General features: G+C 71.3%; 25 protein-coding genes. 11 read left to right on the top strand and 14 right to left on the bottom strand.

Translation table 11 applies throughout. The features are described 5' to 3' along the window. Positions 1 to 8: 8 nt before the first annotated feature. Positions 9 to 1130, top strand: coding sequence for a glycoside hydrolase family 26 protein (locus tag QSK32_RS33230; RefSeq protein WP_052721085.1), 1122 nt, complete (start codon positions 9 to 11; stop codon positions 1128 to 1130). On the opposite strand, the gene QSK32_RS33225 is transcribed toward QSK32_RS33230, so the two are convergent. Both QSK32_RS33225 and QSK32_RS33220 read right to left on the bottom strand, forming a co-directional pair. After that, positions 1127 to 2188, bottom strand: coding sequence for a glycoside hydrolase family 26 protein (locus QSK32_RS33225; protein WP_285474076.1), 1062 nt, complete (start codon positions 2186 to 2188; stop codon positions 1127 to 1129). The genes QSK32_RS33230 and QSK32_RS33225 overlap by 4 nt on opposite strands. Then, on the bottom strand, positions 2185 to 2997 hold the full coding sequence (locus tag QSK32_RS33220; protein WP_285474075.1) for a polysaccharide deacetylase family protein: 813 nt from the start codon (positions 2995 to 2997) through the stop codon (positions 2185 to 2187). The genes QSK32_RS33225 and QSK32_RS33220 overlap by 4 nt, the downstream gene beginning before the upstream one ends. Positions 2998 to 3277: 280 nt before the next feature. On the opposite strand from QSK32_RS33220, the gene QSK32_RS33215 reads away from it, so the two are divergent. Beyond that, complete coding sequence (locus QSK32_RS33215) at positions 3278 to 3934, top strand: hypothetical protein (RefSeq protein WP_285474074.1); 657 nt, start codon at positions 3278 to 3280, stop codon at positions 3932 to 3934. Positions 3935 to 4134: 200 nt separating this feature from the next. Here the strand turns inward: QSK32_RS33215 and QSK32_RS33210 are convergent, their stop codons facing one another. Then, positions 4135 to 4827, bottom strand: coding sequence for a hypothetical protein (locus tag QSK32_RS33210; RefSeq protein ID WP_285474073.1), 693 nt, complete (start codon positions 4825 to 4827; stop codon positions 4135 to 4137). 125 nt (positions 4828 to 4952) lie between these two features. On the opposite strand from QSK32_RS33210, the gene QSK32_RS33205 reads away from it, so the two are divergent. Both QSK32_RS33205 and QSK32_RS33200 read left to right on the top strand, forming a co-directional pair. After that, positions 4953 to 6131 (top strand): metallophosphoesterase, encoded by a 1179-nt coding sequence (locus QSK32_RS33205; protein WP_045746934.1) that lies wholly within the window; start codon positions 4953 to 4955, stop codon positions 6129 to 6131. Between the two features lie 87 nt (positions 6132 to 6218). Beyond that, the gene (locus QSK32_RS33200) at positions 6219 to 9830 is read left to right on the top strand and encodes an ABC transporter ATP-binding protein/permease (protein ID WP_285474072.1); all 3612 of its coding nucleotides are present in this window, start codon (positions 6219 to 6221) and stop codon (positions 9828 to 9830) included. 344 nt (positions 9831 to 10174) lie between these two features. Here the strand turns inward: QSK32_RS33200 and QSK32_RS33195 are convergent, their stop codons facing one another. After that, the gene (locus QSK32_RS33195; RefSeq protein ID WP_045746922.1) at positions 10175 to 11065 is read right to left on the bottom strand and encodes a S1C family serine protease; all 891 of its coding nucleotides are present in this window, start codon (positions 11063 to 11065) and stop codon (positions 10175 to 10177) included. Between the two features lie 136 nt (positions 11066 to 11201). Here QSK32_RS33195 and QSK32_RS33190 point away from each other — a divergent pair, with 136 nt between their 5' ends. The 5 genes from QSK32_RS33190 to QSK32_RS33170 all read left to right on the top strand — a co-directional run bounded on the left by QSK32_RS33190 (position 11202) and on the right by QSK32_RS33170 (position 14453). After that, positions 11202 to 11465, top strand: coding sequence for a hypothetical protein (locus tag QSK32_RS33190; RefSeq protein WP_045746923.1), 264 nt, complete (start codon positions 11202 to 11204; stop codon positions 11463 to 11465). A gap of 96 nt (positions 11466 to 11561) precedes the next feature. Then, positions 11562 to 11879 (top strand): peptidoglycan-binding protein, encoded by a 318-nt coding sequence (locus QSK32_RS33185; protein WP_245674261.1) that lies wholly within the window; start codon positions 11562 to 11564, stop codon positions 11877 to 11879. A gap of 54 nt (positions 11880 to 11933) precedes the next feature. Next, the gene (locus QSK32_RS33180) at positions 11934 to 12638 is read left to right on the top strand and encodes a TIGR03089 family protein (protein WP_285474071.1); all 705 of its coding nucleotides are present in this window, start codon (positions 11934 to 11936) and stop codon (positions 12636 to 12638) included. Between the two features lie 39 nt (positions 12639 to 12677). Then, a complete protein-coding gene (locus QSK32_RS33175; RefSeq protein ID WP_045746924.1) occupies positions 12678 to 13292 on the top strand; it encodes a class I SAM-dependent methyltransferase in 615 nt (204 codons plus the stop codon). Positions 13293 to 13673: 381 nt separating this feature from the next. After that, a complete protein-coding gene (locus QSK32_RS33170) occupies positions 13674 to 14453 on the top strand; it encodes a LamG-like jellyroll fold domain-containing protein (protein WP_285474070.1) in 780 nt (259 codons plus the stop codon). A 127-nt stretch (positions 14454 to 14580) separates the two neighbouring features. Here the strand turns inward: QSK32_RS33170 and QSK32_RS33165 are convergent, their stop codons facing one another. From QSK32_RS33165 to paaN, 6 genes are read right to left on the bottom strand one after another with little or no spacing between them, the layout of a single operon-like run. Next, positions 14581 to 15705: a 2Fe-2S iron-sulfur cluster-binding protein gene (locus QSK32_RS33165; RefSeq protein WP_045748055.1), complete on the bottom strand. Its 1125-nt coding sequence runs from the start codon at positions 15703 to 15705 to the stop codon at positions 14581 to 14583. Between the two features lies 1 nt (position 15706). After that, the gene (gene paaD / locus QSK32_RS33160) at positions 15707 to 16207 is read right to left on the bottom strand and encodes a 1,2-phenylacetyl-CoA epoxidase subunit PaaD (RefSeq protein ID WP_281179153.1); all 501 of its coding nucleotides are present in this window, start codon (positions 16205 to 16207) and stop codon (positions 15707 to 15709) included. Further along, entirely contained in the window at positions 16204 to 17085 is an 882-nt protein-coding gene (gene paaC, locus QSK32_RS33155) for a 1,2-phenylacetyl-CoA epoxidase subunit PaaC (RefSeq protein ID WP_285474069.1), read from the bottom strand. Before paaC ends, paaD begins: the two co-directional genes overlap by 4 nt. A gap of 1 nt (position 17086) precedes the next feature. Next, entirely contained in the window at positions 17087 to 17371 is a 285-nt protein-coding gene (paaB, locus tag QSK32_RS33150; protein ID WP_045748057.1) for a 1,2-phenylacetyl-CoA epoxidase subunit PaaB, read from the bottom strand. Next, positions 17368 to 18288 (bottom strand): 1,2-phenylacetyl-CoA epoxidase subunit PaaA, encoded by a 921-nt coding sequence (gene paaA, locus QSK32_RS33145; RefSeq protein ID WP_285474068.1) that lies wholly within the window; start codon positions 18286 to 18288, stop codon positions 17368 to 17370. Before paaA ends, paaB begins: the two co-directional genes overlap by 4 nt. Beyond that, positions 18285 to 19964, bottom strand: a complete 1680-nt coding sequence (gene paaN, locus QSK32_RS33140; RefSeq protein ID WP_285474067.1) for a phenylacetic acid degradation protein PaaN — start codon at positions 19962 to 19964, stop codon at positions 18285 to 18287. The genes paaA and paaN overlap by 4 nt, the downstream gene beginning before the upstream one ends. Positions 19965 to 20130: 166 nt before the next feature. Here paaN and QSK32_RS33135 point away from each other — a divergent pair, with 166 nt between their 5' ends. Both QSK32_RS33135 and QSK32_RS33130 read left to right on the top strand, forming a co-directional pair. Then, on the top strand, positions 20131 to 20727 hold the full coding sequence (locus QSK32_RS33135) for a TetR/AcrR family transcriptional regulator (RefSeq protein ID WP_045748060.1): 597 nt from the start codon (positions 20131 to 20133) through the stop codon (positions 20725 to 20727). Between the two features lie 228 nt (positions 20728 to 20955). Next, on the top strand, positions 20956 to 22869 hold the full coding sequence (locus tag QSK32_RS33130; protein ID WP_285474066.1) for a LysM peptidoglycan-binding domain-containing protein: 1914 nt from the start codon (positions 20956 to 20958) through the stop codon (positions 22867 to 22869). A gap of 49 nt (positions 22870 to 22918) precedes the next feature. Here the strand turns inward: QSK32_RS33130 and QSK32_RS33125 are convergent, their stop codons facing one another. The 4 genes from QSK32_RS33125 to iolB are packed head-to-tail and all read right to left on the bottom strand — an operon-like array spanning position 22919 to position 26482. After that, complete coding sequence (locus tag QSK32_RS33125; protein WP_245674350.1) at positions 22919 to 23686, bottom strand: ATP-binding cassette domain-containing protein; 768 nt, start codon at positions 23684 to 23686, stop codon at positions 22919 to 22921. Then, the gene (locus tag QSK32_RS33120; RefSeq protein WP_045748062.1) at positions 23683 to 24675 is read right to left on the bottom strand and encodes an ABC transporter permease; all 993 of its coding nucleotides are present in this window, start codon (positions 24673 to 24675) and stop codon (positions 23683 to 23685) included. The genes QSK32_RS33125 and QSK32_RS33120 overlap by 4 nt, the downstream gene beginning before the upstream one ends. Next, complete coding sequence (locus QSK32_RS33115) at positions 24672 to 25649, bottom strand: substrate-binding domain-containing protein (RefSeq protein WP_045748063.1); 978 nt, start codon at positions 25647 to 25649, stop codon at positions 24672 to 24674. The genes QSK32_RS33120 and QSK32_RS33115 overlap by 4 nt, the downstream gene beginning before the upstream one ends. 29 nt (positions 25650 to 25678) lie before the next feature. Next, positions 25679 to 26482: a 5-deoxy-glucuronate isomerase gene (gene iolB / locus QSK32_RS33110; RefSeq protein WP_245674351.1), complete on the bottom strand. Its 804-nt coding sequence runs from the start codon at positions 26480 to 26482 to the stop codon at positions 25679 to 25681. Positions 26483 to 26484: the final 2 nt, after the last annotated feature.

The raw sequence follows: 26484 nt of genomic DNA, 5'->3' as shown, positions 1-26484 counted from the left end.
ACGGGTTCATGACCACCCCTGCTCGTAAAGCCTGGATCGCCTCGGCCGCCGTCGTCGTGGTAGCCCTCGGCGTCGGTGTGGCCGCCCTGACCGGCAAGGACGACGAACGGCCGGTGGCCGCCACGCCGAGCGCCTCGGTCAGCGTGGCGGCGCCCGTCCCGGTGGCCACCGACAGCGCCTCGCTCCGGTCGGCCCGCACCCGGATCGCCCTGCCCAAGGCGGCCGGCACCTGGCCGGGTGACCACGGCCTGTCCGGCGTCAACGGTTTCCCCACCCTGAACACGAAGTCGGTGACCGAGTTCTGCACCGCCCGGGGACGGGGCTGCACGGTGGCGCACACGTACACCGACCGGACCTCGTACGAGTCGATGACCCGCGGCAGCGCCTGGACCTTCGAGTACTTCGCCGACTTCGACGGGGTGCTGGTGATCTCCCAGGCACTGGTGCCGGACAAGGGCGAGAACCTGGTGGCCGGCTGTGCCGCGGGTGAGTACGACGCGTACTGGCGCGACTTCGGCACCCTGATGGTGAAGCAGAACCGGGGTGATTCGGTGCTGCGCCTGGGCTGGGAGATGAACGAGGCGACGATGGCCTGGCGCGGCCTGAACGCCGCGAACTACATCAACTGCTACCGGCACGCGGCGACCGCGATCCGCTCGACGAACCCGCAGGTCGTCCTGGACTGGACGATCAACGCGCACAACTCGCCGGCCGACCTGTGCGGCGGGCTGAGCACCACCTGCTACCCGGGTGACGACTACGTCGACATCATCGGCATCGACAACTACGACCACCACCCGTGGTCGCCGACGCGGCAGGACTTCGAGCGGACCGCGGACGCGCAGGAGGGCCTGGACTGGCTCCACGACTTCGCGCGCGCCCGCGGCAAGCTGTTCTCGGTCGGCGAGTGGGGTGTGGTGCCGACCGGGGACGCCGGCAAGGAGAACCCGGACTTCATCACCTGGATGCACGACTGGTTCGCGGCGCACGCGGACACGCTCGCCTACGAGATGTACTTCCAGCGCTGTGACGGCACGGTCAACCAGTCGGCGATCCTGCGGCCGAACGACAGGAACTGCCTGCCGAACACCGCGTCGTCGAACGTCTACCGGGAGCTCTGGGGTTCCTAGCCGGCGAACCGGGCGTTCTGCGCGAGCGCCCGGTACGCCGCGATCGACGCCTCGTCGGTGTCGGTCCGCCAGTCCTCGGTGTAGCTCTCGTGGGTGTCGGTGTCGAACCAGACCACCGCCCCGATCGCCGGGCGCTCCTGCACATACCTCGTGAACGCCGTGATCCAGTCGGCCTTCGTGGTGCCGCCCCAGTCCATCGACCCGACCTCGGTGATCATGATCGGCTTACGGGCGGAGAATCCCTGGTAGATCCCGTCGAACAGGGTCTGCGGGGACTCCTCGTGCAGGTTGTACCCGGAGACGCCCACCCAGTCGACGTAGTCGTCGCCCGGGTAGTAGTTCTCGGTGGCGTTCCAGGCCTCCTGCGGGTTGGCGTTCCAGTTCGGGCTCCACACCCAGGAGACGTTGTCCGCCCCCTCCTCGTCGAAGATCCTGTGCAGCCGGCGGTAGCACTCGACGTAGCCGTCCGGGTCGTCGCCGTTCTTCTTGCCGCCCCACTCGTACCAGTGGCCGTTCATCTCCCAGCCCCAGCGCAGCAGGGTCGGCTGGTCGAGCGCCCTGATCCGGCGGGCGGCCGCGGCGATCAGGTCGTCCGACTTGCCGTTGAGGATGTTCTTGTACTTCGCACCCCGCCAGGAGACCAGCGGAACGGCGCTCTTCGGCAGGTACGGGATCGACGTCGGCAGCCGGTCCTCCCACGCGTAGAAGACGTGCACGATCCGCTCGGTGCGGCCGAGCTGCTTCTTGCGCAGGGCGAGGGCTTCGGCGTACGTCTTGCCCTTGAGCCCCAGGTAGGAGCCGCGCATCGCCTTGCCGGCCCGGTACGGCACGGTGCCGCCGAGCTTCTGGTCCGGATCGGCGTCGGCGAACGGCGACGGGGTGACGCTCGGCGCCGCCGACGGGGCGCTCGGCGCGGGGTCGACGATCTCCGGCGCCCCGGCGGCCCGCATCTGGTAGGCGCCGATGGCCGCGGCGGGTACGCCGAGCCCGGCGATGCCGAGCAGCGTGCGCCGTCCGATGCCCGACGAGGGACGCCGGTGCCCGTGCGGCGTCGTCACGTGAGGTTCCGGCCCGCCTTGCGGGCGAGTCTGCGAACCATCCGCCAGCCCGGCTGGGCGGCCTGCTTGAGGGTCGGCACCAGGGTGGAACCGCCGCCTTCCACCAAGGCGACCAGGTCGGCGCCGGTGTGGTCCGGGGTGGGCTGGAAGCGCGGCACGGCCAGCCGTTTCTCACCCGGGGTGTGCAGCCTGCGGCCCACCTCGGTGGCGTTGTCGTGCCCGGCCGCGGCGACCACCTCGCGCACCCGGCGGCTGTTGTAGCCGTGCGGGTAGGCGAACGAGCGCACCTTGACCTGCAACCGCTGCTCCAGTTCGTCGTGGCTGCGCACCACCTCGTCGCGCAGCTGCGCCGGGGTGAGCACGTCGAGCGGGTGGTGGATCAGGCTGTGGTTGCCGATCTCGATCCCGGCGGCGGCCACGTCGGCCAGCTCCTGCCAGGTCAGCATCGGCCCGAAGTCCGCCGACCACTGGCCCAGCCAGCCCGCGTACCCGCCGAGGTGCCCGACGGAGGCGTAGAGGGTGGCGCCGGCACCGGCCGCGGTCAGCGCCGGGACCCCGGCGGTGACGAAGTCGCGGTAGCCGTCGTCGAAGGTGACCGCGACCATCTTCTCGGTGCTGCCGGCGCCGAGGAGGTCGAGCGCCTCGGTCAGGCCGACCAGGCGGTAACCGGCTGCGGTGAGAGCCCCGAGCTGTTCGGCGAGACGCTCCGGCGGCACCGCGAGATCACGCAGCGGGCCGGCCACGGAGGAGACCGAGTGGTACATCAGTGCCGGCAGTGTGGTCCAGGCCTGCGTCGCCGAGTCGGTCACCGAATCCCCACCACCGATATCTCCCCTTAATTTCCTTTACCGGCGCCGAAGCCTACCAACCGGAATCACCCGATTGCCTCCCCCGTTCGCCCAGGCTTCCGTGACGCTCGCCCCTGGCGATCAGACACTACGCGGAGTAACGTTCGACGCCTTCCGGCCCTCCGGCCTGCGCTTACGACGTCACGAATCGGCAACTCACCGTGATGTCTGAACCTTTATCGCATCGGAGACGTATCGGAGGGAGTCACCGCAACCGCTCTAACCTCGGGGAGCGCGCACCATGTTCCGGCTCATCCAACTGCACACCGACAGTGGTGTGCCACGCATCGGCGTCGACGCCGACGGTTACGTCAGCGCCCGTGCCGCCCTGGCCCATTACCGCACCGCGCCGGCGACCTATTTCGCCGTCGGCCGCTTCGACCACGAGGGCACCCTCACCGAGGTGATCCTCGACCCGATCTGCGGCCTCGACGGCGCCTGCCAGCGGCCCGCCTCGGTGATCCACGCCAAGACCTACGAACGGCTGTGCGAGCGCTGCGCCAAGGGCCTGGAGGTCCTGACCGTACCCCAGCTGGCCCGCCGCCTCGGCATAGCCTGCCGGCTGGCCCCCTCGGTCGCCCGCTTCCGGCAGACCTCCCTCGGCCTGCGCGCGCCGTCCGGCAACCGGATCGCCCGCGAGTTCGCCGACCACGTGCACGACCCGGCGTGGCGCTCCGAACTCTGCGCCGAACTCGCCACCAGCCCGATCGCCCTCAACGGCCTGCTCATCGGTGCCGGAGCCCTCTCGCACCGCCAGGTCCTGGACCTCTACCCGGCGCTCTGCACCCTCGGTGACGAACTCCCCGACTCGGTCCGCACCGACCTGCGCCGCGCCACCGCCCGTCCCCTCTCCCCCGCGGGCGTCGCCGGCCTGCGCCTGGGCCTGCTCAACTCCTGAGCCATGGATGGGGGTCCGGCCAGGACCCCCTCCCCCGCTTCCTTCGGGGGTACGCGCCGAACCGCCCCGCCCGTGCCCTCTGCTCCACCCGCACCGCCCGTGGCTGCCCGCGACCACGTGCCGGGCCGAGGCCGCAGCGCGCCCACCGGCCGTATCGCGACTCACCGCCCCCCACGCCGGCCGATCGGTGCCCCGCTGACCTATCGGGGAATGCGGACGACCGTGCCACCGACCGGACAACCGGCACACACCGTCACGTAGGCGAACCGCCCCCGGACCGCCAGCCCGCCCGGCGACACCAGTCCGGTGGACGCCACCGTCGTCCGCCGCCCACCCGGGCCGACGGCCAGCAGAGCCGTGCTGTCCAGGACGTAGAGCACCCCCTCCGGAGAGCAGGCCAGATCCACGATCGACCGGAAACCGTCCGCGAGGACGCGCGGCGGTGCACCGGCTTCGATCCGCCAGACCCTCGTCGCCGCGGCCACCACGACCGAGCCGTCCGGCGCCTGCGCCACCGCCACCGCACCGGCCGGGGCACGCGCGACGACGGTCAGCCGCCCCCGGACACCCACCCGGAACACCGTCCCCGCCGTCACCTCGACCCGGCCGCGTCGCGGACCGGCGGCCGTCAGCGGGTCGGCCGCCTCCCGGGCCGCGACCGCCGACCACGACGGCGGCGCCGGGCCGGAACGGTCGAACCCGACGACGCCGACCCCGGTGCGCTCGGCCACGTACAGCTCGCCGGACTCACCGAACGCCAGCCCCCGCGGACCGGACAGACCGGTCGCCACCGTCACCCCCGCGAAGCCCGGCCCGGACGTCTCACCGGCGCCGGCCGGCGCGAGCGCCAGCACCGCGGCGAGAAGCCCGACCGGACCCGAATGCCCGTTCATCCGTGTCCCCCGTGTGGTCGATGCCTCCCCAGGCTGCGCCGCCCCGACGGCCGGGACGACCGGGGAGTCCTCGATCCGACGTACCCGTAAGGCTTCTGTCACACGGCGGTGGCATGCTTGCGCTCATGTCTGTGGGTGAGGCGGTCGAGGTCGAGCCGCGCGGGCGCGCGTCGCGTGCCGCCGGTTTCGGTGTGGTTCTGGTCGCGGTGGTGCTGCTGCTGTTCGGCGTGCCGTGGGCGACGCTGGTCTGGTCCGGCGACTGGCCGGTCCCGGTGTTCGCGGCGGGCACCGCCCTGTTCGTGCTGGCCGCGGCGGGTTTCCCGGTGCTGATGATGCGCGGGCACGGCGCCGCGCACAGCGACGCCGCGTCCCGGGTGGCGGACACCACGCTCGGTGTCGCCTGGGTGCTGTTCACCTGGTCGGTGATCGGTCAGGTCGCCGGCCTGGCCCTGCGCCTGGCCGGGGTGGCCGATCCGCTGCGCTCCCGGGTGATCGCCGCGGTGGTCCTCCTGATCGCGATCCCCCTGCTCCTGTGGGGGTACGCGGAAGCGATGCGTGTCGCCCGCGTCCGCCGGGTGGACGTCACGATCGACCGTCTGGGTGCCGGCCTCGACGGTCTCAAGGTGGTGCTGATCACCGACACGCACTACGGCCCGATCGACCGGACGCGGTGGTCGCAGGGGGTGACCGAGGTGGTCAACTCCCTCGAGCCGGACGTGGTGGCGCACACCGGTGACATCGCCGACGGCGAGGTGGCGCAGCGGCTCTCGATGGCCGCCCCGCTCGCCGACATCGAGGCGAAGCACGCCCGGGTCTACGTCACCGGCAACCACGAGTACTACAGCGGCGCCCTCGGCTGGGTCGAGCACATGACGAGGCTCGGCTGGGACGCCCTGCACAATCGGCACATCGTGGTGACCCGGGGCGGCGACTCGCTCGTGGTGGCCGGGGTCGACGACCGGACGGCGGCCGGTTCCGGCCTGCCGGGGCACCACGCCGACCACGAGGCGGCGCTGGCCGGCGCCGACCCGGACCTGCCGATCCTGCTGCTGGCGCACCAGCCGGCCCAGATCGGCGGCGCCGTCGCGCACGGCGTCGACCTGCAGTTGTCCGGGCACACGCACGGCGGCCAGATGTGGCCGTTCCACTATCTGGTCCGGCTGGACCAGCCGGCGTTGCAGGGCCTGTCCCGGCATTCCGAGCGCACCCAGCTCTACACGTCGCGGGGCACCGGGTTCTGGGGCCCGCCGTTCCGCATCTTCGCACCGGCCGAAATCACGCTGCTGACCCTGCGCGCCGGGTGAAAAGCCGGGAATAAACCGGTTGAGCGGTCCTCCGGCGGCCGAGCAGGATGAGGGCACCGCCTCTCATCCCCGCCGGAGGACCCTGTCATGCGCCTGCTTCGCGACCTATGGGCCACCAGCCCACGTCGCACCACGATCACCGCGATCCTGATCGTGATCGGCGCCACCGGTTCAGCCGCCTCGTTGGCGCTGGCCGGCCCGGTGCTGGTCGACCGATCCGCCACCCTGTTCACCGTGCTGGCGGTCGCGCTGGTCGCCGCGGTGCTCAGCGACGTCGCGGTCGGCCTGGTGGCGGCCCGCCTGACCGCCGACTGGGCGGCCCGGGCCCGGCGACGGCTCAACCGGGTCGCCTTCGGTCAGGACATCCCGACCCTGGAGAGCACCCCGGTCGGCGAGCTGCTCGACCGCATCGACTCCGACGTCTACCAGGTCGGCTCCGAGCTGCGCAACGCCGGCGTCCGCCTGGCCCAGTCGCTCGCCGTCGCCACCCTCTCGATCGCCACCACGTTCTTCGTCTGGTGGCCCGCCGCCCTCGCCATGATCGCGGTCTGTGTCCTGCTCTTCGCGGTGATGAACAAACCGGTGCAACGGATCGGCCCGATCCGCATCGCCGAGGAGGAGGCCTGGTCCGACCTCGCGGCCGTGATGGAGGAGGCGGTGCACGGGCAGGACGACGTCCGGACCAGTCTGGCCGCGCCCTACGTGCGCCGCCTTTTCGCCGAACGGGCCGCCGAGGTGCTGGCCCGGGGCCGCCGGGTCTGGCGCTCCGCGTCCCGGATCACGATGACCGCCGGCGCGATCACCCGCATGCTGATCGCCGGCCTGGTGGTCGGCGGCGCGTGGGCGCTGGCCACCGGCCACCTGGGCACCGCCCGGCTGACCGCGGTCTGGCTGCTCGCCCTCGGTTTCGGCGGCACCCTCGAACACGTCACCCGGATGGTCCCCGAGCTGCAGAACGCGCTGGGCGCCTGGGGCCGGGTGCAGTTGCTCAGCGCGGTGCCGCAGGAACCCGTCGACGGTGTCCCGCCGGCCGACGGCGACCTGGTCGTCCGCGGCCTGACGTTCCACTACGGCAACGCCGACTCCGGCCGCCCGGCGGCGCTGCGCGACGTCAGCGCCACCTTCGCCCGCGGCCGGTCCTACGCACTGATCGGGCGCACCGGCTCCGGCAAGTCCACCCTGGCCAAGGTGCTGACCCGGGCGGTCGACGTGCCCCGCGGCACGGTCTTCCTCGGCGACGTCGACATCAACGACATCGGCGTCGAGGGCCTGCGCCGGTGGACCGCGATCGTCCCGCAGCGCACCGAGATCCTGGCCGGCACCCTGGCGGAGAACATCGCCCTGTTCGACCCGGAGCTGCTGCCCCGGGCCGGTGCCGCCCTCGACGAGCTGGGCCTGACCGGCTGGGCGGCCGGCCTGCCCGACGGCCTGGACACCCGGCTCGGCGAGAGCGGCCACAAGCTCTCAGCCGGCCAGGAACAGCTGGTGGCGTTCGCCCGGATCCTGGTCCGCGCCCCGCAAGTGGTGATCCTCGACGAGGCCACCGCCCGGATGGACCCGGTCACCGAGTCCTGGGTGCAGCGGGCCACCGACCGGCTCCTCGAGGGCCGGATCGGCGTGATCGTGGCACACCGGCTCTCCTCGGTGCAGCGCTGCGACGAGGTGATCGTGCTCGCCGACGGCGCCGTCCTCGAACAGGGCCCGCTGCGCGAGTCCCGCCGCTTCGCCGAGCTGATGGCGAGCAGTGCCCTCGCCGTCCCGTCGCCGGCCACCGTGGCGGACAGTGCACCAGGCGCCTCCTCGCCGGGCGCCTCCTCCCCGGGCGCCTCCTCGCCGGGCACCATCTCGCCGGGCACGTCGTCCCCGGGCGGCGTCCCGCTGGTCTCCGGCGGCGACTGGGATGCCGCCCTGCGGACCGAACTGGGACGGGACACCCTGGCCGGCCCGCAGCCGGCAGAGACGGGACTGGACGCGCTGGCCCGGCCCCTGCCCACGGTGGAGCCGCCGCCACTGCCGGCCCCGCCGCCGGCCCGCACCATGCGCGAGATCGCCCGGCTGGCCACCAACGACCCCCGCTACGGTCTGGGCGCGGTCGGCTTCTTCGTGCTGATGGTGCTGTTCGGACTGGACGGCGCGATCCTGCCGCTGCTCTGGGCCGACGTGGTCGACGGCGTCGGCAACCCGCTCCACCCGGCGGCCGGGATCGCCGCCGCGCTGATCCTGCTGATCCCGACGCTGTTCTACACCGGGGCCTGGTTCCCGGAGTGGTGGGTCCGGCAGATGCTGCGGATCAGCCTGCGCCTGGTCAACGGCCAGGTCGGCCCGCGCCGGGTCAGCAAGCACACCCCGGCCGAGGTGGTGGCCCAGGGCGGCGACACCGAGCGGGTGGTCATGCTCGCCGACAACCTGATCGACAACGGCGTGGCCCTGTTCACCGTGGTCGCGATGACCGCGGCCTCGCAGTCGGTGGTCCCGGCGATGTTCTTCCTCGGCACCATGCTGGTCTCCGGTCTGGCCGCGACCCTGTTCGGCCCCCGGCTGGAGCAGGCGGCCCGCAAGACCGTCGCGGCCCGGGCGGCGTTCGCCACCGCACTGGTGTCGTCGCTGTCCGCGGCGCGCACGGTCAAACTGGCCGGCGCCACCGAACCGGTGCTGGCCCACCTGGCCGGCCTCGACACGACCCGCAGCGAACTGCAACGCCGGGAGATCGCCATCCAGGTGTGGGCACGGTCGACGCCGTCCATCGCCAGCGGCCTGCTGCCGATCGGGGTGTGGGCGCTCTACCTGTCCGGTGGGCTGTCCGCGGCGGCGGCGCTGATCGCGGTCTCCACACTGGGCTCGGCCCGCTGGTTCGCGTGGACGACGGCGTCACTGGTGTCGCACTACCCGTCGGCGAAGGTGTGGACCCGCCGGACGGTGGCCATGACCGGCGTCTCGGAGTATTCGTCGGACGTCCCCGGCGTGGACATCGCCGAAGGCACCGCACCCGCCCCCGAGGGCTCGTCCCGGCAGCCGCTGCGCACCCTGCGCCTCGGACGGTTCAGCGCGGTCCACGAGAACGGCGCGCTCGGCGTCCGCGACGTGGACCTGACCGTCGAACGCGGTCAGCTGGTGCTCGTGGTCGGCCCGGTCGGCTCGGGCAAGTCGTCACTGCTGCGGGCGCTGGCCGGGATCGTGCACCACACCGGCGACCTGCAGTGGAACGGGGAACAGGTCCGCAACCCGGAACTCTTCCTGCGCCCCAACCAGGTCGGCTACGTGGCCCAGTTGCCGCGGGTGCTGTCCGGCACGGTCGCCGAGAACATCCAGCTGGGCCACGAGGTGGACGCGGCCGACGCGGTGTCGGTCGCCCAACTGGAACACGACCTGGCCGCGGCCGGCGGCGGCCTGCAACTGCTGATCGGCCACAAGGGCACCCGGCTCTCCGGCGGTCAGCTGCAGCGGCTGGCGCTGGCACGGGCCCTCGCCCCACGCACCGAACTGCTGATCGCCGACGACGTCTCGTCCGCCCTGGACGTGACGACGGAGCTGGCGCTGTGGCGGGCGCTGCGCTCGCACGGCGTCACGGTCGTCGGCTCCACGTCGAAACGGGCCGCGCTGGCCCAGGCCGACAAGGTGGTCGTGCTGATCGGCGGCCACGCCGAGGACCAGGGCACCTGGTCCGACCTGGAATCCCGCTGGGGCCACCTGGCCGGCTGACCCCTCCGGTTCACCGGCCTCCGTCCCGCCGCTGTGCTCTGCCGCCGCTGCACTCTGCCGCCGCTGCACTCTGGCACTGCTGCACTCTGGCACCGCTGCACTCTGGCACCGCTGCACTCTGGCACCGCTGTGGCGAGTTCGGGCGTCCACAACGCCCGAACTCGGCACGCAGCTTTCGGCGATGGTGCGGTTCGGACGCTCTCGGCGCCCGGACTCGGCGTGCGGGGCTCGGCTCCGAGGGCTCGGCTCCGGGGGGCTCGGCTCCGGGGGGCTCGGGGTGGTGGCGGGGACGGGAGTGGGCTTTCGGCGTACCCGGCAAAGAAGGACTGGGGCAGTTACGCCGGTCAATTGGTGGTGTTGATCTGCGCGACGAGCTTGCGGACGACGCTGGTGACGGTGTCCGACGGGATCGCGAAGCCGAGACCGACGCTGCCGGTGCTGTCGCCCGACGTGGCGATGGCGACGTTGATGCCGACCACCTTGCCGGACATGTCGACCAGCGCGCCGCCGGAGTTGCCCTGGTTGATCGCGGCGTCCGTCTGCATCAGGCCGGAGAGCTGCTCGTCGCCGGTGTCCAGGCTACGGTCGAAAGCGGACACGATGCCCGAGGTGACGGTGCCCTCCAGGCCCAGCGGCGCGCCGAACGCCAGCACCGTGTCACCGACCGCGACGCTGTCGTCGGCACCGAACGTTGCCGGCGTCAGACCGGACAGACCGGTCGCCTGCACCAGCGCCAGATCGTGCGTGGTGTCGGTGGCCACCACGGTCGCCGGCACGGTCTCACCCGTCGACAACCGGACACTGACCGAACCGTCCTCGGCGATCACATGGTTGTTGGTGAGGATCATGCCGTCCGCGCTGAGCACCACACCGGAACCGAGCGACGAGGACTGGGCGCCGTCGACCAGCACGGTCACGATGCTGGGCTGCACCTTCGCCACGATCGGGGCGAGGTCGGTACCCTCGGTCACCGCACCCGCCGTGGTGCCCGCGACGGAAGCCTGCGCGGCCCTGCCGTCCAGGTAGCGGTCGGTGGCGTACGCTCCGGCGCTGCCACCGCCGGCCACCAGCACCAGCACCGCGGCGCCGCCGGCGAGACGGCGCTTCCAGCGGGGGTCGCGGGGCGGCCGGACCATCATCGGGGGGATGTGGGTCGGCGGGAGCGGCGGCAGGTCGGCCACCGAGTACTCGGTGCGAGGGGCGTTGCCGGTGGGGCGCGTCAGCAGGTCGGTCATGAGAACGACAGTGCGCCCCGAGATTGTCGCCGACCGGTGAACGCTCTGTGACTTCGCTGTGTGGCGCTGGTCGCCCATCCGAGTGGCTTCGGCGCGCCGCACGGCGTGTCCGTCAGCGAGGTCTAGGGTCGTCCGGGTGTTCTCGCCCCACGTCTCGAACGTCGTGTCCTCCGAACTCCCCCACACCTCCCGTACCCTGGTCGAACGCCGCCCGTTCGGCCCCACCGTCACCGGGCCGCCGGCGATCCGCACGTCGGCTCCCGGTGAGCACCGGGAGCCCGCCGCGGGCCCGGGTCAGCCCGGCGCGGAGGCGGGGCCGCTGACCTGGGCCGCCCTGATCACCAACTGGGGTCGCACTACTCCCGGTGATCATGCTGTGCGCTCCCTGCGCGTGGGCTGACAGCCCGCTATAGCCGATCCGCGCATCGGCTGAAAGAGGGAGTAACGCACAGCGGGTAGAGACCAATGTCAGATGCCGGGCACAGAACCTGTCGCGATGCTGGAGAGCACCAACAGCATCAAGGAGGTCGCGATGTCCGCACGAGGAATGCTCACCGTGGTCGGCAGCGCCGTCGGCGGCCTGATCGGATGGGGCGAGACCGCGCCGTCCGCGGATCCGGACGAGCTGCGGGCACTGTTCGCCACGCTCGGGGTGACGATCGGGCCGGACGACGCCGAACTGGCCGAGGCGGTGCGCTACTTCCAGGAGCGCACCGGCCTGCCCGTCGACGGACAGGCCGGCCCGCGCACCGTGCATCTGCTCGCCCAGTACGCGACAGCCGCCCGGGACCGGATCCGGATCGACGCCGCCTGATCCCCGCCACGAGTGATTCCCGCCCGGCCACGGCGGCGCTATCGTGTGGTCGCGATGAGCCACGAACTGATCACGTACTACGACGACGCAACCGGGGAACGCTCCGGGCTCACCGCCGGAGAGCTGGGCTCCTGGACGGCCGCCACGGCCGCGCTGCTCACCGCCGAGTGCGGCCTGGCCCGCGGCAGCCGCGCCGGCGTCTTGCTCCCGCCGCACTGGCAGACCGCCGCGGTGCTGCTCGGCGCCTGGGCGGCCGGCATCGAGGTCGCGTTCCGCGGCTGGAGCACCGCCGGGCTGGCCCCGGACACCGGACCGCCACTGGACGCGGTGTTCGTCGAACGGCGCCGGGTCGGCAGTTGGCTGGAGGACGTGCCGGAGGCGCCGCACCGATTCGTCCTCGGACTGGCCCCGCACGGCGCGCCGACACCGGACGTGCCGCACGGCTACCGCGACTTCCCGGCGGTGGTCCGCGACCACCTCGGCACGCCCCCACCGGCCGACGGTGTGGGCCTGCGCGAGGTGGCGACGGTCGACGGCACCACCTACGGCGAGTACGGCGTGGTCGCCGCCGAAGTGGCCCGGAACCGCGGTATCGGGCCGGGCGACCGGCTGCTGATCGACGCGACAGCCTCCGAGGAGCCGTTGACCTGGCTGATGTCCCCACTGACCGCCGGGGCGTCGATCGTGATCTGCGCGAACCTGGACCGTACCCTGCTGGACGCGCGGATCGCGGCGGAAGGCATCACACACTTCGATTGATCTTCCACGGTGGACCGTGGTGGGCTACGGTCGCTGAGCATGGAGGTTTTCGATCAGCTAGCCGAGCTTTATCAGAACGAACACAGTCATAACCCCTTCCAGAACGCCCTCGTGTCCCAGCTCGCCGACCTGCTGCCGCCCGCGTCGACGGTGCTCGACCTGGGCTGCGGGACCGGCGTACCGACCGCCGCCATCCTGACCGCGTCCGATCACCAGGTAGTGGGTGTCGACATCTCCCAGGGGATGCTGGCGCTGGCCCGGGCCCAGGTGCCGGAGGCGGAGTTCGTCCACGCCGACTTCGCCGCGCTGCCGGACGACTTCGGCGCGGACCGGGGCGGGTTCGCCGCGGTGACGGCGTTCTTCTCCCTGCTGATGCTGAGCCGCGCCGACATCGAGACGACGATCGCGAAGGTGGCACGCTGGCTGCAGCCGGACGGCCACCTCGCCATCGGCATGGTCAACTTCGACCTGGACAGCGCGCCGGTCGAATTCCTGGGCGTGCCGGTGAAGGTGTCCGGCTATCTGGAACCGGACCTGGCGGCCCTGTTGGAACGCCACGGTTTCCACGTGGAGAGCATCAAGACGGTGGAGTTCACGCCGGCCGGGACCCCGCCGGAGAGCCAGATCTTCGCGCTGGCCAAGCTCAAATCCTGAGGCACGCCCTCCCTCCCTCCCTCCCTCCCTCCCTCCCTCCCGGCGGCCCGGCTCCCGTTCCGCACCGGGCCGCCGGTTCCGTTCCGTACGGTTCCGCGGGCGCTACAGTCGAGTCGTCATGGCGCCCACCGTTCGCCCCCATAGCCACACGACCAGAGACCACGTAGCTCGTAGCTCGTAGCTCGTAGCTCGTAGCTCGTAGCTCGTAGCTCGTAGCTCGTAGCTCGTAGCTCGTAGCTCGTAGCTCGTAGCTCGTAGCTCGTAGCTCGTAGCTATCAAAAGCGGTCATAGATCTCCGGCACAGGCTGGAGATTCCGGTTTTTTCATCTTTTTAGGCTTTTTCGGCCGAATCCGAGCGGGCGCAGATCCGTTTGTTCTGACGTGTCTGCTCCCCGAACCGCACTCCTCGGGGTGCTCGCCGCCCTCGGTATCGCCGCCCTGGCCACCGCCACCGTCGTGCGCCCGGACACCGCCCGCCGCACCGTCTGGGTGGTGCCGTCGAGCCCGGCGCCCGCCACGCCCCCGCCGGTGACCATGGCCCGGTACGCCTTCGACGGTGTCCCGCCTCTGGCCTGGACCGACCTGACCGGCAACGCCCAGCACCTCCAGCCGGTGGCCGGCAACCGCGCCAAGCCGGCTTTCGTGGCCCGCGACGGCGGCCACGCCGTCCGCTTCCCCGACCCGTGCACCACCGAACCGTGCCCGCGCCTGGTCCTGCGGGCCCCGGCGAAGGACAAGCTGAATCCGGGACGGCAGAACCTGCGGTTCGGCGCGATGGTCCGGCTCTCCCCGCGGAACACCAGCAACGGCCAGAACATCCTGCAGAAAGGCTATTCCGCCGAAGGAAGCCAGTACAAGCTGCAGGTCGACGGCCGGGCCGGCCACCCGAGCTGCGTCCTGGTCGGCGACGCGGACCGCCGGGTACGCATCGCGGTCGCCGACCTGGGCGTGGCCGACGGCGGCTGGCACCGTCTGGAATGCCGCCGCGACGCCGGCACCCTGACCGTCCTGATCGACGGTAACCCGCGCGGCAGCGTGGCCGTGCCCGCCGCCCTCAGCATCACCAACGACGACCCGCTCAGCATCGGCGGCAAGAGCGCCCACGGCGACAACGACCAGTTCCACGGCGACCTGGACGACGTCTGGATCGCCATGGGCTGACCACCGGCGGACCCCGATGCCGGTGGGCGTCTCAGACTGGCGAGATCCAAAGTCACTCATCGCTGCCGGCAGGCGGGGATCCACGCACCACTCATGATGCCGAGCCCGAAGCCCGACAGTATGAGGGTCACTGGTCGAAGTCGACGACCACCTTTGCGGAAGTGGGCACGGACTGGCAGGTCAGCACGAAGCCGGCGGCGAGCTCCGCCTCCTCCAGAGCGAAGTTGCGCCGCATCGTCACCTCGCCGTCGACCAGTTTGGCGCGGCACGTCCCGCACACGCCGCCCTTGCACGCGAACGGCAGGTCCGGCCGGGCACGCTGCGCGCCGTCGAGGACGGTCGTCCCGGGTTCGACCGGTACGCTCGTCGACCGGCCGTCCAGCAGCACGGTCACCTCGCACCCACCGGTGATCACCCGATCCTCGGGGCGGACCGGTTCGGGTGGTGCCTCGTCCACCCAGAACAGTTCCCGGTGCACCCGTTCCGCGTCGACCCCGGCCGCGGCCAGCACCGTCGCGGCGTCGGTCACCATCGCGTACGGTCCGCACAGCCACCAGTGGTCGACGGCCGAAACGTCGACCATCAGCGGCAGGAGCACGCCCAGCCGCTCGGCATCGAGCCGCCCGCTGAACAGTTCGCTCTCCCGCGGCTCCCGTGACAGCACGTGCACGATCTCCAGCCGGTCCGGATGACGGTCCTTGAGGTCGGCCAGTTCTTCACCGAACATCACGGTGTCCGCCCGCCGATTCCCGTAGAACAGGGAAACCTGCACCGCGGGCTGATCAGTAACGGCCACCCCCGGCGAAAACGACTCCGGCGAAGCCGCCCCGGAAGACGTGGAGGTCGCCACGGATGCCGACTCCAGCAACGAGGCCGCGATGGACAGCACCGGCGTGATCCCCGACCCCGCCGCGATCAGCACATGCCGCCCGCCCCCCGCCACATCCGGGGTGAACGTCCCCGCCGGCGGCGCCACCTCCACCACGTCCCCCACCCGGAGTTCGCGCACGAGCCACCCGGAGATCCGCCCGCCCGGCACCTCCCGTACCCCGATCCGCGGCGCCGACCCCGCCGCCGCGCAGATCGAATATGTCCGGCGTTCCTCGCCGCGCCGCACGGTCAGCGACTGTCCCGGCCGGAACGTGAAGGTCTCCCGCAGCTCGCCGGGCACCGCGAAGGTCACCGCCACCGCGTCGGCGCACAGCCGGTCGATCGCCGCCACCGTCAGCGGATGGAATCCCCGGGCCGCCACCTCAGATCTCCTTCATGTGTTCGAAGGGCTCCCGGCAGTCCGGGCATCGCCGCAGCTCCCGGCAGGCGGTCGCCCCGAACCGGGTGATCAGTTCGCTCTCCGCCGCCCCGCACCGGGGACACGCGACAGCCGGCGGTCGCACCCTCAGGGTCAACGGCACCGGACCGCTTGCCCGCCGGGGCGCAGGCCCGGGCGGGACGATGCCCGCCGCGGCGAGTTTCCGTTTCCCGGAGGCGCTGATCCAGTCGGTGGTCCAGGCGGGCGCCAGCCGGGTACGCACCACCGCCCCCGTGAATCCGCTCTGCTCGAGGGCCGCCCGGATGTCCGCCCGGATCACCTCCATGGCCGGGCACCCCGAGTAGGTGGGCGTGACGGTCACGACGACCCGCTCCCGTTCCGTAGTGACCTCGCGCACCACGCCCAGTTCGACGAGCGTCACCATCGGCAGCTCCGGGTCCACCACCCCCGCCACCACCCGGTCCGCGGAGACCGCACCGTTCACCACACACCTCCCGGCACCGACCGGGCGAACCCCTGCATCTCCTCAAGAATCGCCACCAGGTCGGCCCGCTCACCCCCGTCTCGCCCGGTCCCACCCGGATCACCGTCACCCGGGTCAAGACCATCCGGATCAAGCGTCGCCGCCGCCAGAACCTGCCGGAACACCGCGCGACACTCCGCCAGCACCTCGCCCGGATCGACCGCGACCCCACCCGCGCCCAACCGGGACTCCACCTCGCCGGCCACGAACAACTCCCCGAGGAACGGCCGCAACGTCGACACCGCCGCCACCATCCGCTCCCGCGACACAGCGGTCCCGTCACCGAGCCGCACCACCCACTGCGCTGCGTAGTCCCGGTGGTAGGTGACCTCTTTGACGCCTTTCGCCGCGACCGCCGCGAGCACCGGGTCCCGGGAGGCGGTCAGCCGGTCGAGCAGCGCCAGCCGCCACGTGGCGAACACCAGGAGCCGCCCGACCAACTGCGCGAAGTCCGCGTCGGCCCGCTCCACCAGGCGTACGTGGTGGAACTCGGCCGCCGACCGTCCGAACGCCAGGGTGTCCTCGCTGCCGGTGCCCGCCACCGCCGCCGCCCGGGAGAGCAGCAGCCGAGCCTGCCCGAGCAGGTCCAGGGCGATGTTCGCCAGCGCGAGTTCGTCCTCGAGTTCCGGCGCCCGGGTCACCCACTGCTGCAGCCGGTGCGACAGGATCAGCGCGTCGTCGCCGAGCATCAGGGCGTATGTCGCCAGGTCGGCGCGGGAGACCCCGTCCGGCACGTCCGCGGGCACCCCGGCGAGCGGGTCGGTGAACCCCGTCCCGTAGGCCCAGCGGCTGTCGTCGTCGTGGTCGGTGAGCGCGTCGTACGCGTCGTCGAATCCCATGTCAGATGTGCGGAACGGAGTCGGCGATGACGTAGTGGGTCGGATGCCGGTAGGCCTTGTCGCCGCTGGGCTCGAAGAACGCCGGTTTCTCGTCCGGATCGGTGGCGGCGATCTGGTCGGAGCGGGCCACCCAGATGCTGACGCCCTCGTTGCGCCGGGTGTAGAGGTCCCGTGCGTGGTGCAGCGCCATCTCGTGGTCGGCGGCCCGCAGCGACCCCACGTGCACGTGGTTGAGCCCCCGCTTGGCCCGCACGAACACCTCGAACAACGGCCACTCGTGTTTCATGTGGTCCCCCCTGACGATGACCGGGCCGCGTGCGCCGCCGCGGCCTCCCGCACCCAGGCCCCGTCGGCATCGGCCTGCCGCCGCCGTGCGAGACGCTGGTGGTTGAGCGGCCCGTCCCCGGAGATCACCCGCTTGAGCTCGTCCCAGTCCGGCGCGCCGAAGTCGTGCTGTCCCCGGGCCTCGTTCCACCGCAGCTCCGGGTCGGGCAGTGTCACACCGAGCGCGGACGCCTGCGGCACCGTCATGTCGACGAACCGCTGCCGCAACTCGTCGTTGGTGTGCCGCTTGATCTTCCAGGCCATCGACTGGGCGGTGTTCGGTGAGGCGCCGTCCGGCGGGCCGAACATCATCAGCGAGGGCCACCACCACCGGTCGACCGCGTCCTGCACCATCGCCCGCTGCTGCGCGGTGCCGCCCATCATCGTGGTCAGCAACTCGTAGCCCTGGCGCTGGTGGAACGACTCCTCCTTGCAGATCCGGATCATGGCCCGGGCATACGGCCCGTAGGAGCTGCGGCAGAGCGGCACCTGGTTGCAGATCGCGGCCCCGTCGACCAGCCAGCCGATCACGCCCACGTCGGCGAAGGTCAGCGTCGGATAGTTGAAGATCGACGAGTATTTCTGCCGGCCCTCGATGAGCCGCCGGGTCAGGTCGCCGCGGTCCGCGCCGAGGGTCTCGGCCGCCGAATACAGGTACAGCCCGTGGCCGGCCTCGTCCTGCACCTTGGCGAGCAGGATCGCCTTGCGCCGCAGGCTGGGCGCCCGGGTGATCCACTCGCCCTCCGGCTGCATGCCGATGATCTCGGAGTGGGCGTGCTGGGCGATCTGCCGGATCATCGTCGCGCGGTAGGCGTCCGGCATCGTGTCCCGCGGTTCGATCCGCTGGTCCCGGGCCAGGGCCCGCTCGAAGACAGTCATGCCGGATCCCCGTGCCGGCGTGACTGCAACGTGAAGAACCGGCCGGTCACGAACGCCTCGTCGGTCAGCGCCGCCGTGGCCGCCGGGTTGGCCCCGGTGCCGTGCAGGTCGCTGAAGGCCGCGGTCTGGTTGACGAAGACGCCGCCCGTCAGGTTCTCCGAGAGGTGCACCCCGGCGTCCAGCGCCGCCTCGCGGGCCGCCTCGATCACCTGGGGGGACGTCGTGTGCACGAGGGCGGTCAGCGCGCCGTGCGTGCGGACCGTCTCGGTGAAGATCTGCAGGCTGTGCTCGGTGGAGTCGGTGGTGACCAGGAAGGACACCGGCCCGAACCACTCCCGGGTGTAGACCTTCTCGTCGGCCGCGTCGAGCCGCGCCACCAGCGGGGTGCGGATCGTCGCGCCGGGGAACTGCCGGTCGTCGACGGCCGCCGACGGGTGCAGCGCCGGATGGGTCGCGGACGCCTCGCCGAGCCGGGACAGCACCCCGTCGTTGACGATCGCCCCGAGCGTGCCCGCCGCCCGCGCCGGATCACCGAGCAGCTTGCCGAGCGCCGCGGCCAGGTCGGCGCCGAACTCGTCGGGGGTGCGCCGACCGGCGTCGGTGGTGATGCCGTCCCGGGGGATCAGCAGGTTTTGCGGGGTGGTGCACATCTGGCCGCTGTAGAGCGACAACGAGAACGCCAGGTTGCGCAGCAGACCGCGGTAGTCCGCGGTGGAATCGAGGATCACCGTGTTGAGCCCGGCCTTCTCGGTGTAGACGACGGCCTGCCGCGCGTTGGCCTCCAGCCAGTCGCCGAACTCGCTGGACCCGGTGAAGTCCACGATCCGCACGTCGGGGTGGGTGGCCAGGGTCGCCGCGATGCCGTCGCCGGGCTCCTCGGCCGCCAGCGTCACCACGTCCGGGTTCTGCCCCGCCTCGGCCAGCACCTCCCGGCAGATCTTGACGGTCAGGGCCAGCGGCAGCACCGCGCCGGGGTGCGGTTTCACGATCACCGGATTGCCGGTGACCAGGCTCGCGAAGAGGCCGGGATAGCTGTTCCAGGTGGGGAAGGTGGTGCAGCCGATCACCACGGCGACGCCGCGGCCCACCATGGTCGCGGTCTTGGTCAGGCTGAGGGGGTCGGCGCCGCGTTGCGGTTTGGCCCAGGCCGACACCGCGGGGGTACGCCGTGCCGCCGCGAGGGCCACCGCCACGGCCTCGAGGCCTCTGTCCTGGGCATGGGTCCCGCCGGCCTGGAACGCCATCACGAACGCCTGCCCGGTGGTGTGCTGCACGGCATGGGCCATCGTGAACGTCGCGGCGTTGATCCGGCGCAGGATCTCGGCGGCCACCCCGGCGCGGCCCTCGGGTCCGGCGGCTCGCCAGCCGGGGACGGCTGCACGGGCCGCCGCGATCAGGGCGAGCGGATCGGCCCGTGGATAGCTGACGCCGAGCTCGAGCCCCCACGGGGAGCGCTCGGTGGTGACGCTGCCGGAGGCGCCGGGAACCTCGATCGGGAAGGGTTTGCCGAGCAGCGCGGTGAACGCGCGCTCGCCGGCCGGCGCGGCCTGTTCGCCGTAGACCGATTTGCTCGGCGACTCCGGGAAGGCCGACCAGAAGTCCCGCTCCGCCGCCGCCTGAACAGCGCGGTCCAGCAGCTCACGGTGGGTGCGGTAGAGCTCTGCGGGGTTCGTCATCTTCGCTCCGATGCGACGGCGACAGGCAGGGACAACACGAGCCGGAACAACACGAGCCGGAACAACACGAACAGGGAGCACACAAGCAGGGAGCACACGAAGAAACAGCTCCCCTCTTATTTACCAACCGCACGGTCAGTATTTCAAGTCCCGGTAGATTCAGCCTGTGGAAACTCCGACAACACGGCGACGTGGCCGGCCCGGCCACGACCTCGACGCCGTGCTGGCCGCCGCGGTCCGCCTCTTCAACACCCACGGGTACGACGCCACCAGCATGTTCGACATCGCCGAGTCGCTGGGCATCACCAAGTCGGCCCTCTACCACCATGTCAGCGGCAAGGAGCAGCTGCTGACGATGGCGGTGGACCGGGCACTGGGCGGCCTGGAGGAGGCCGCCGCCGAGGTACGCGCCACCGCCGCCCCCGCCGCCGCCCGGCTGGAGGACCTGATCCGCCGCAGTGTGCTGGTCCTCGCCGGGCGACTGGAGTTCGTCACCCTGCTGCTGAGGGTGCACGGCAACACCGAGGCGGAGCTGCACGCCCTGGCCCGGCGCCGCGAGTTCGACCGGAGCGTCACCGACCTGGTCCGCGAGGCCCAGTCCGAGGGCGGCGTCCGGGCCGACGTCGATCCGGCGGTCGCCGCCCGCCTGCTGTTCGGCATGGTCAACTCGCTGGTCGAGTGGTATCGCCCGGATCGCGGCGCCCCGGAGACCATCGCCGCCATGGTCACCACCCTGGCCTTCGACGGCCTGCGCACCCGTTGACAAAAGCAGCACCCCATTGACGAAAAGCAGCACCACATCGACGAAAGCAGCACCCGGCGACGAGAAGCAGCACCCATCGGCAGAAACGGCACCCCGGTGTGTCGGGCACCCGTCTCCATCTCTTGACCCGGCTGCCTAGCGTGACCCGCAGAGCACCGTTCGTGGGCCCCCCGGCCGTCGCGACGCCGTCTCGCCGGCCCTGCCGTCTCCGCAGGGAAGGGTTCCACCATGCCGCGTCTCCCACACGGGCGCCCCATCACCGAGGACCAGATCAACGCCGCCCGCGACGACCTCGCCGATCTCAGCACCCGGGCACCGTTGCTGTTCGCGCTCTCCGGCCCACCGCCGACAGGAAGGTTCGACCTGCTGTTCCCAGGACTGCAGGACGACGAGGCCAACCTCGTCGAGCAGACCGCTCAGACCCCGGCCCGGCTCGCCGCGCTGGGCACCGCGATGGCCGACCCGGACACCGGGCCGGACAGCCCGATTCCGGCGGCGTACACCTATTTCGGGCAGTTCGTCGACCACGACATCACGCTGGAGATCCAGCAACCGGGTTCGGGCACCATGAGGGAGCTGCTCGACCCGGCGATGTCGCCGCTGCCGCAGGCGCTGGTCCGCAAGGCGCTGCGCAACCGCCGGACCGCCACCCTGGACCTGGACAGCGTGTACGGCGAGCCCGCCCCGCGTGACCCGGCGAACCGCAACAAGCTGCTGGTCGGCCCGGTCGCCGACGCCGGGGCCGACACCGGGGTCACCAAGCCGGTCCCGGACAAGGGCCGGGACAACGACCTGCCCCGGGAGGGGCGCAGCGCGGACATCGAACACGACCGGGCGGCCCTGATCGGCGATCCGCGCAACGACGAGAACCTGATCATCGCGCAACTGCACGTCGCCTTCCTCAAGGCGCACAACCGGCTCGTCGACACCGGTCTCTCCTTCGAGGGGGCCCGGCGGGTGCTGCGCCAGCACTACCAGCACATCGTGGTGCGCGACTTCCTCCGGCTCGTCTGTGAGCCGGGGATCGTCGACGACATCGTGAAGAAGGGCAACCGCTGGTACGACCCGTTCTCCCCGTCGTTCTTCATGCCGCTGGAGTTCTCGGTCGGCGCCTACCGGTTCGGGCACTCGATGGTGCGGGGCAGCTACGACTTCAACCTGAACTTCCCGCGCGCGTCGCTGCAGCTGCTGTTCACCTTCACCGCGCTGGGCGGGCAGCTGGGCGGGTCCGACACTCTTCCGGACAACTGGATCATCCAGTGGGAACGGATCATCGGTGACCGGGCCCAGAAGGCTCGCAAGATCGACACCAGTCTCGCCCGGGTCGGCAACCAGGCCCTGTTCGCCCTCCAGACCGTGGACGGCCAGACGGAGACGCCGGATCTGGCGGCTCGTCTGGCCGTACGCAATCTGTTGCGGGGTTATCGCCTGCGCCTGCCCACCGGCCAGGCCCTGGCGCACCACCTGGGTCTCGCGGTTCTGAGCAAGGACGACGTGCTGGCGGCGTCCGGCGGCGGTGACCAGGCCGCGGCCCTGACCGCCGGCGGTTTCGAGACCCGCACCCCGCTCTGGTACTACGTGCTCGCCGAGGCGAAGCACTTCCACGACGGCGCGCGTCTCGGGCCGGTGGGCAGCACGCTGGTCGCGGAGGTGCTGGTCGGGCTGGTGCGGCGCAGCGAGGACTCGATCCTGAAGGTGCCGTCCTGGCAGCCGACCCTGCCGTCGGCGAAGGCGGGCACGTTCGAGCTGGCCGACCTGCTGCGGCTGGCCGGGGTGCTGCCGGGGGCGACGCAGCCGCCGCGGACGTACACCGTCAAGGCGGGTGACAGCCTGTTCCGGATCGCCGAGCGGGAGCTGGGCGACGGCAACCGCTGGACGGAGATCTTCCTGTTGAACCGGTCGGCGATCCGCGACCCGAACCGGATCTTCCCGGGTCAGGTGTTCGTGCTGCCGCCGGCCCGGCCGTCCGGACCGGTTCCGCGCCTGCACACCGTCAAGCGCGGCGACACGCTGAGCGGGATCGCGCGTGCCGAGCTGGGCGATCCGAACCGCTGGCCGGAGATCTTCGCACTGAACCGGGACGTCCTGTCCAACCCGGACCGGATCATTCCCGGTCAGATCCTGGCTGTTCCGGCACGCTGACGAAAGGTCTCGGGCCCGCCTTGGAGAAGGCGGGCCCGAGACGTCGGTCCTACGAGGGGCGGGACAGCTCCTCGGAGAGACTCTGCAGCTCGTCGCCGCCGGACATCTGGAGGGTCAACTCCTCCAGGGTGACCTCGGCACGCCGCGCGTCGAGCACCGCCGCACCCAGCTTGAGCACCACGAAGTGGTCTCCGACCAGGTAGGCGTGGTGCGGGTTGTGGGTGATGAACACGACGCCCAGGCCCCGGTCACGGGCCGCCGCGATCTGCTTGAGCACCGCGCCGGACTGCTTCACGCCGAGCGCCGCGGTCGGCTCGTCGAGAATCAGTACCCGGGCGCCGAAGTGCACCGCCCGGGCGATCGCCACGCCCTGACGCTGACCGCCGGAGAGGGTGCCGATCGGGCGGTCGATGTCGTCGATCTCGATGCCCATGTCGCGCAGCGCGGCGTCGGTGATCCGCCGCATCTCCTTGATCCGCAGGCCGGCGAACGGAAACCGCCCGCCGGTCAGCTCGGAGCCGAGGAAGAAGTTGCGCCACACCTCCATCAGCGGCGCCACCGCGAGGTCCTGGTAGACGGTGGCGATGCCGAGGTCGAGCGCCTCACGCGGGGAGCCGAAGACGCGCGCGGTGCCGTCGACGGTCAGCGTGCCCTCGCTGTGCGGATGCAACCCCGACATGATCTTGATCAGGGTGGACTTGCCCGCACCGTTGTCGCCGAGAACGCAGGTCACCGACCCGGCGTCGACCGTCAGCGAGACGTCCCGCAGGGCGCTGATCGGGCCGTAACTCTTGCCCACGCCGGCCAGTTCGATCACCGGGACCCCCATTTCCGGGCGTAGAGGTTGACCGACACGGCGAGCAGCAGCATCACGCCGAGGAAGGCCTTGAACCAGTTCGGGTCCCACCCGGCGTAGACGATGCCCAGGTTGGTCATGCCGAAGATGAAGGCGCCGAACGCCACCCCGATGGCGTTGCCGAACCCACCGGTGAGCAGGGTCCCGCCGACCACCGCGGCGATGATGTAGATGAATTCGTTGCCCACACCGTTGCCGGCCTGCAGGGTGTTGAACCGGTAGAGGGTGTGCATCCCGACGAACCAGCCCAGAAAAGACACCGACATGAAAAGCATGATCTTGGTACGCACGACCGGCACACCCACCGCGCGGGCGCTCTCCGGCGCTCCGCCCACCGCGTAGATCCAGTTCCCGGGGCGGGTCCGGTGCAGGATCCACGCGGCGACCGCCACGAACAGCACCCAGAAGAGCACCGTCGTCCACACGGTCACGCCACCGATGCCGAAGTTTCCGGCGAAGACCGCCTGCAACGAGCGGAAACCGTCGATGTCGGCGATGTTCGCGCTGGCCACCGAACCGGTGACCAGTTTCGTGACACCCAGGTTGACGCCCTGGAGCACGAAGAACGTGCCCAGCGTGATCAGGAAGCTCGGGATGCCGGTCCGCATCACCAGCCACCCGTTGAGGAAGCCGATAGCCAGGCAGACCAGCAGGGAGAGCAGCGCACCCACCCACAGGTTCACCCCGAACCACCAGCAGAACAACGAGTTGACCAGACCGGCCGTGGTCACGACGACCCCGGCCGACAGGTCGAACTCGCCGCCGATCATGAGCAGCCCGACGCCGACCGCCACGATCCCGATCGTCGACGCCTGGTAGAGCACGGTGAACAGCGCGCCGGTGGACCGGAACGCGGGCGCCACCGCCAGGAAGAACGCGAAGATCGCCAGAGCGGCGACCAGCGCGCCGACCTCGGGACGGGCGAGCAGCCGGACCGGACTCCTGGTCACCGGGTGTTCTTCTCGGTGAACGGCAGGATCTTGTCGATGTTGCTCGCGTCGACGTACGACGGGCCGGTCAGCGTCGGACCGCCGCCGCCGATGTCGTTGCCGTTCTTCAGGTACAGGTAGAGCGACGACACCGCCAGGTAGCCCTGCGCGTACGGCTGCTGGTCCACCGCGAACTCGATGGTGCCCGCCTTGACCGCCTTGGCCGTCTCCGCGTTCAGGTCGAAGGTGGCCACCTTCGCGGTGCTGGCCGCCTGCTCCTTGGCCTGCACGGTGTCCAGCGCGATCGGGGCGCCCAGCGTCACCACGTAGTCGATCGTCTTGTCCTGCGCCAGCTTGGCCTGCAGCGCGCTGACCACGGCCGCGTCGTCGGCCCCGTTGACCTGCAGGTTCTCCGTGCCCGGCACCTTCGCCCGGACACCGGCACAGCGGGCCTCGAGGGAGACCGAACCCTGCTGGTGGATCACACACAGCGGGTGCTTCGCCCCGGCCGCCGCGATCCGCTCGCCGATGCTCTCGCCGGCGACGGTGTCGTCCGAGCCGAAGTACATCAGCGCGCCGAGGTCCTTGTACTGGTCGATGCCGGCGTTGAGACCGACGACCGGGATGCCCGCCGCGCCGGCCGCCTTGACCGAGCCGGCCAGCGCATCCGGGGTGACCAGGGTGGTGGCGATGCCCTGCACCTTGGAGTCGACCGCCTGCTGGATCAGCACCGCCTGCTTGCCGGCGTCCGGGTCGTTCGAGTATTTCAGCGTGACGCCCTCGTCCTTGGCGGCCTGCTCGGCCCCGGCCCGGACCTTGTCCCAGAAGGTGTCGCCGGGCGTCTCGTGCGTGATGAACGCGATGGTGTATCCGGAACTGCCCGGGGCGTTGCCGCCCGAGGCGCCGTCCTCCTCGGTGGCCTCGCGCCCGCCGCTGCTGCAGGCGGCGAGCAGCAGAACCGTCGCCGCGCCGACGGCGAGGAATCCTCTTCTCATATGTACTCCCGATGTCAAGCCGGTGTTGATCAGTTTAAATCCTTGATCGGATCGACCCGGCGCTTCTCCGTCACCGAGGTCAGCGGGAGCCGAGAGCCGCCCCGCCGATCCGGAGGGATCACGCCGTACGCCGGATCGTCACGGTACAGACACCGCCGCTCACCGGCACCGGCCAGCACGTTGAGGTGATACAGGTCGTACCCCGGGGAGGCCATCGCCGGACCGTGCGGGCCCTCCCGCACGAGTGCCACGTCCCCGGTCCGCACCACCGAACAGGTCTCCCCGGTCCGGTGATACCCACAACCGGCTCCGGCCACCTCGAAGTAGTAGATCTCCTCCTGGTCGTGCTCGTGCGGCGGGTACGACGACCAGTGGCCGCCCGGGACCAGCACCTCACAGGCGATCAAGGAGTCGGCCTCGAAGCTCTCCGGCGTACACAACCGGTTGATCTGGCGGCCGGCCGGGCCGGCGCCGCGGATCTCGACCGGCACCTCCTCGGCCGGTCCGTAGCGGAACGGCAGCACCCGGCCGGCGCGGGCCGACGGCAACGCGAACCGTCCGCCGACCGGCGCGCGCAGAATGACCGTGGTGTCCCGCGGCAGATAGGCGAAATCGGTCACCCGGGAGAACACCGATCGTCGACCGGTGAGCGTCAGGCGCTCGTCGTCACAGGCCACGTCGCAGCCGCCGGCCAGCGGCAGCACCAGCATCTCGTCCGGCCCGGTGCCGAACCGGACCCGGCCGCCGACCGGCAGGCGCACCACCCGCAGACCGGCGTGCCCCCACCCGGCACTCTCCGGCGACACCACGACCTCATAGGGACGCTCCGCCACCC

The organism is Actinoplanes sp. NBRC 101535 (assembly GCF_030269225.1).
Taxonomy (GTDB): domain Bacteria; phylum Actinomycetota; class Actinomycetes; order Mycobacteriales; family Micromonosporaceae; genus Actinoplanes; species Actinoplanes rectilineatus.
Note: the sequence above shows the minus strand (reverse complement) of the source record. Positions and strands in the feature narration are given on the sequence as shown.

Coding starts and splice junctions, on each gene's coding strand:
- QSK32_RS33195 (WP_045746922.1), bottom strand. CDS start 11,065: ATGACCGACCTGCTGACGCGCCCCACCGGCAACGCCCCTCGCACCGAG.
- paaA (WP_285474068.1), bottom strand. CDS start 18,288: ATGACTGTCTTCGAGCGGGCCCTGGCCCGGGACCAGCGGATCGAACCG.
- QSK32_RS33210 (WP_285474073.1), bottom strand. CDS start 4,827: ATGAACGGGCATTCGGGTCCGGTCGGGCTTCTCGCCGCGGTGCTGGCG.
- QSK32_RS33185 (WP_245674261.1), top strand. CDS start 11,562: ATGCTGGAGAGCACCAACAGCATCAAGGAGGTCGCGATGTCCGCACGA.
- QSK32_RS33230 (WP_052721085.1), top strand. CDS start 9: ATGACCACCCCTGCTCGTAAAGCCTGGATCGCCTCGGCCGCCGTCGTC.
- QSK32_RS33175 (WP_045746924.1), top strand. CDS start 12,678: ATGGAGGTTTTCGATCAGCTAGCCGAGCTTTATCAGAACGAACACAGT.
- QSK32_RS33130 (WP_285474066.1), top strand. CDS start 20,956: ATGCCGCGTCTCCCACACGGGCGCCCCATCACCGAGGACCAGATCAAC.
- QSK32_RS33180 (WP_285474071.1), top strand. CDS start 11,934: ATGAGCCACGAACTGATCACGTACTACGACGACGCAACCGGGGAACGC.
- QSK32_RS33215 (WP_285474074.1), top strand. CDS start 3,278: ATGTTCCGGCTCATCCAACTGCACACCGACAGTGGTGTGCCACGCATC.
- paaC (WP_285474069.1), bottom strand. CDS start 17,085: ATGGGATTCGACGACGCGTACGACGCGCTCACCGACCACGACGACGAC.
- QSK32_RS33200 (WP_285474072.1), top strand. CDS start 6,219: ATGCGCCTGCTTCGCGACCTATGGGCCACCAGCCCACGTCGCACCACG.
- QSK32_RS33115 (WP_045748063.1), bottom strand. CDS start 25,649: ATGAGAAGAGGATTCCTCGCCGTCGGCGCGGCGACGGTTCTGCTGCTC.
- QSK32_RS33205 (WP_045746934.1), top strand. CDS start 4,953: ATGTCTGTGGGTGAGGCGGTCGAGGTCGAGCCGCGCGGGCGCGCGTCG.
- paaN (WP_285474067.1), bottom strand. CDS start 19,964: ATGACGAACCCCGCAGAGCTCTACCGCACCCACCGTGAGCTGCTGGAC.
- paaB (WP_045748057.1), bottom strand. CDS start 17,371: ATGAAACACGAGTGGCCGTTGTTCGAGGTGTTCGTGCGGGCCAAGCGG.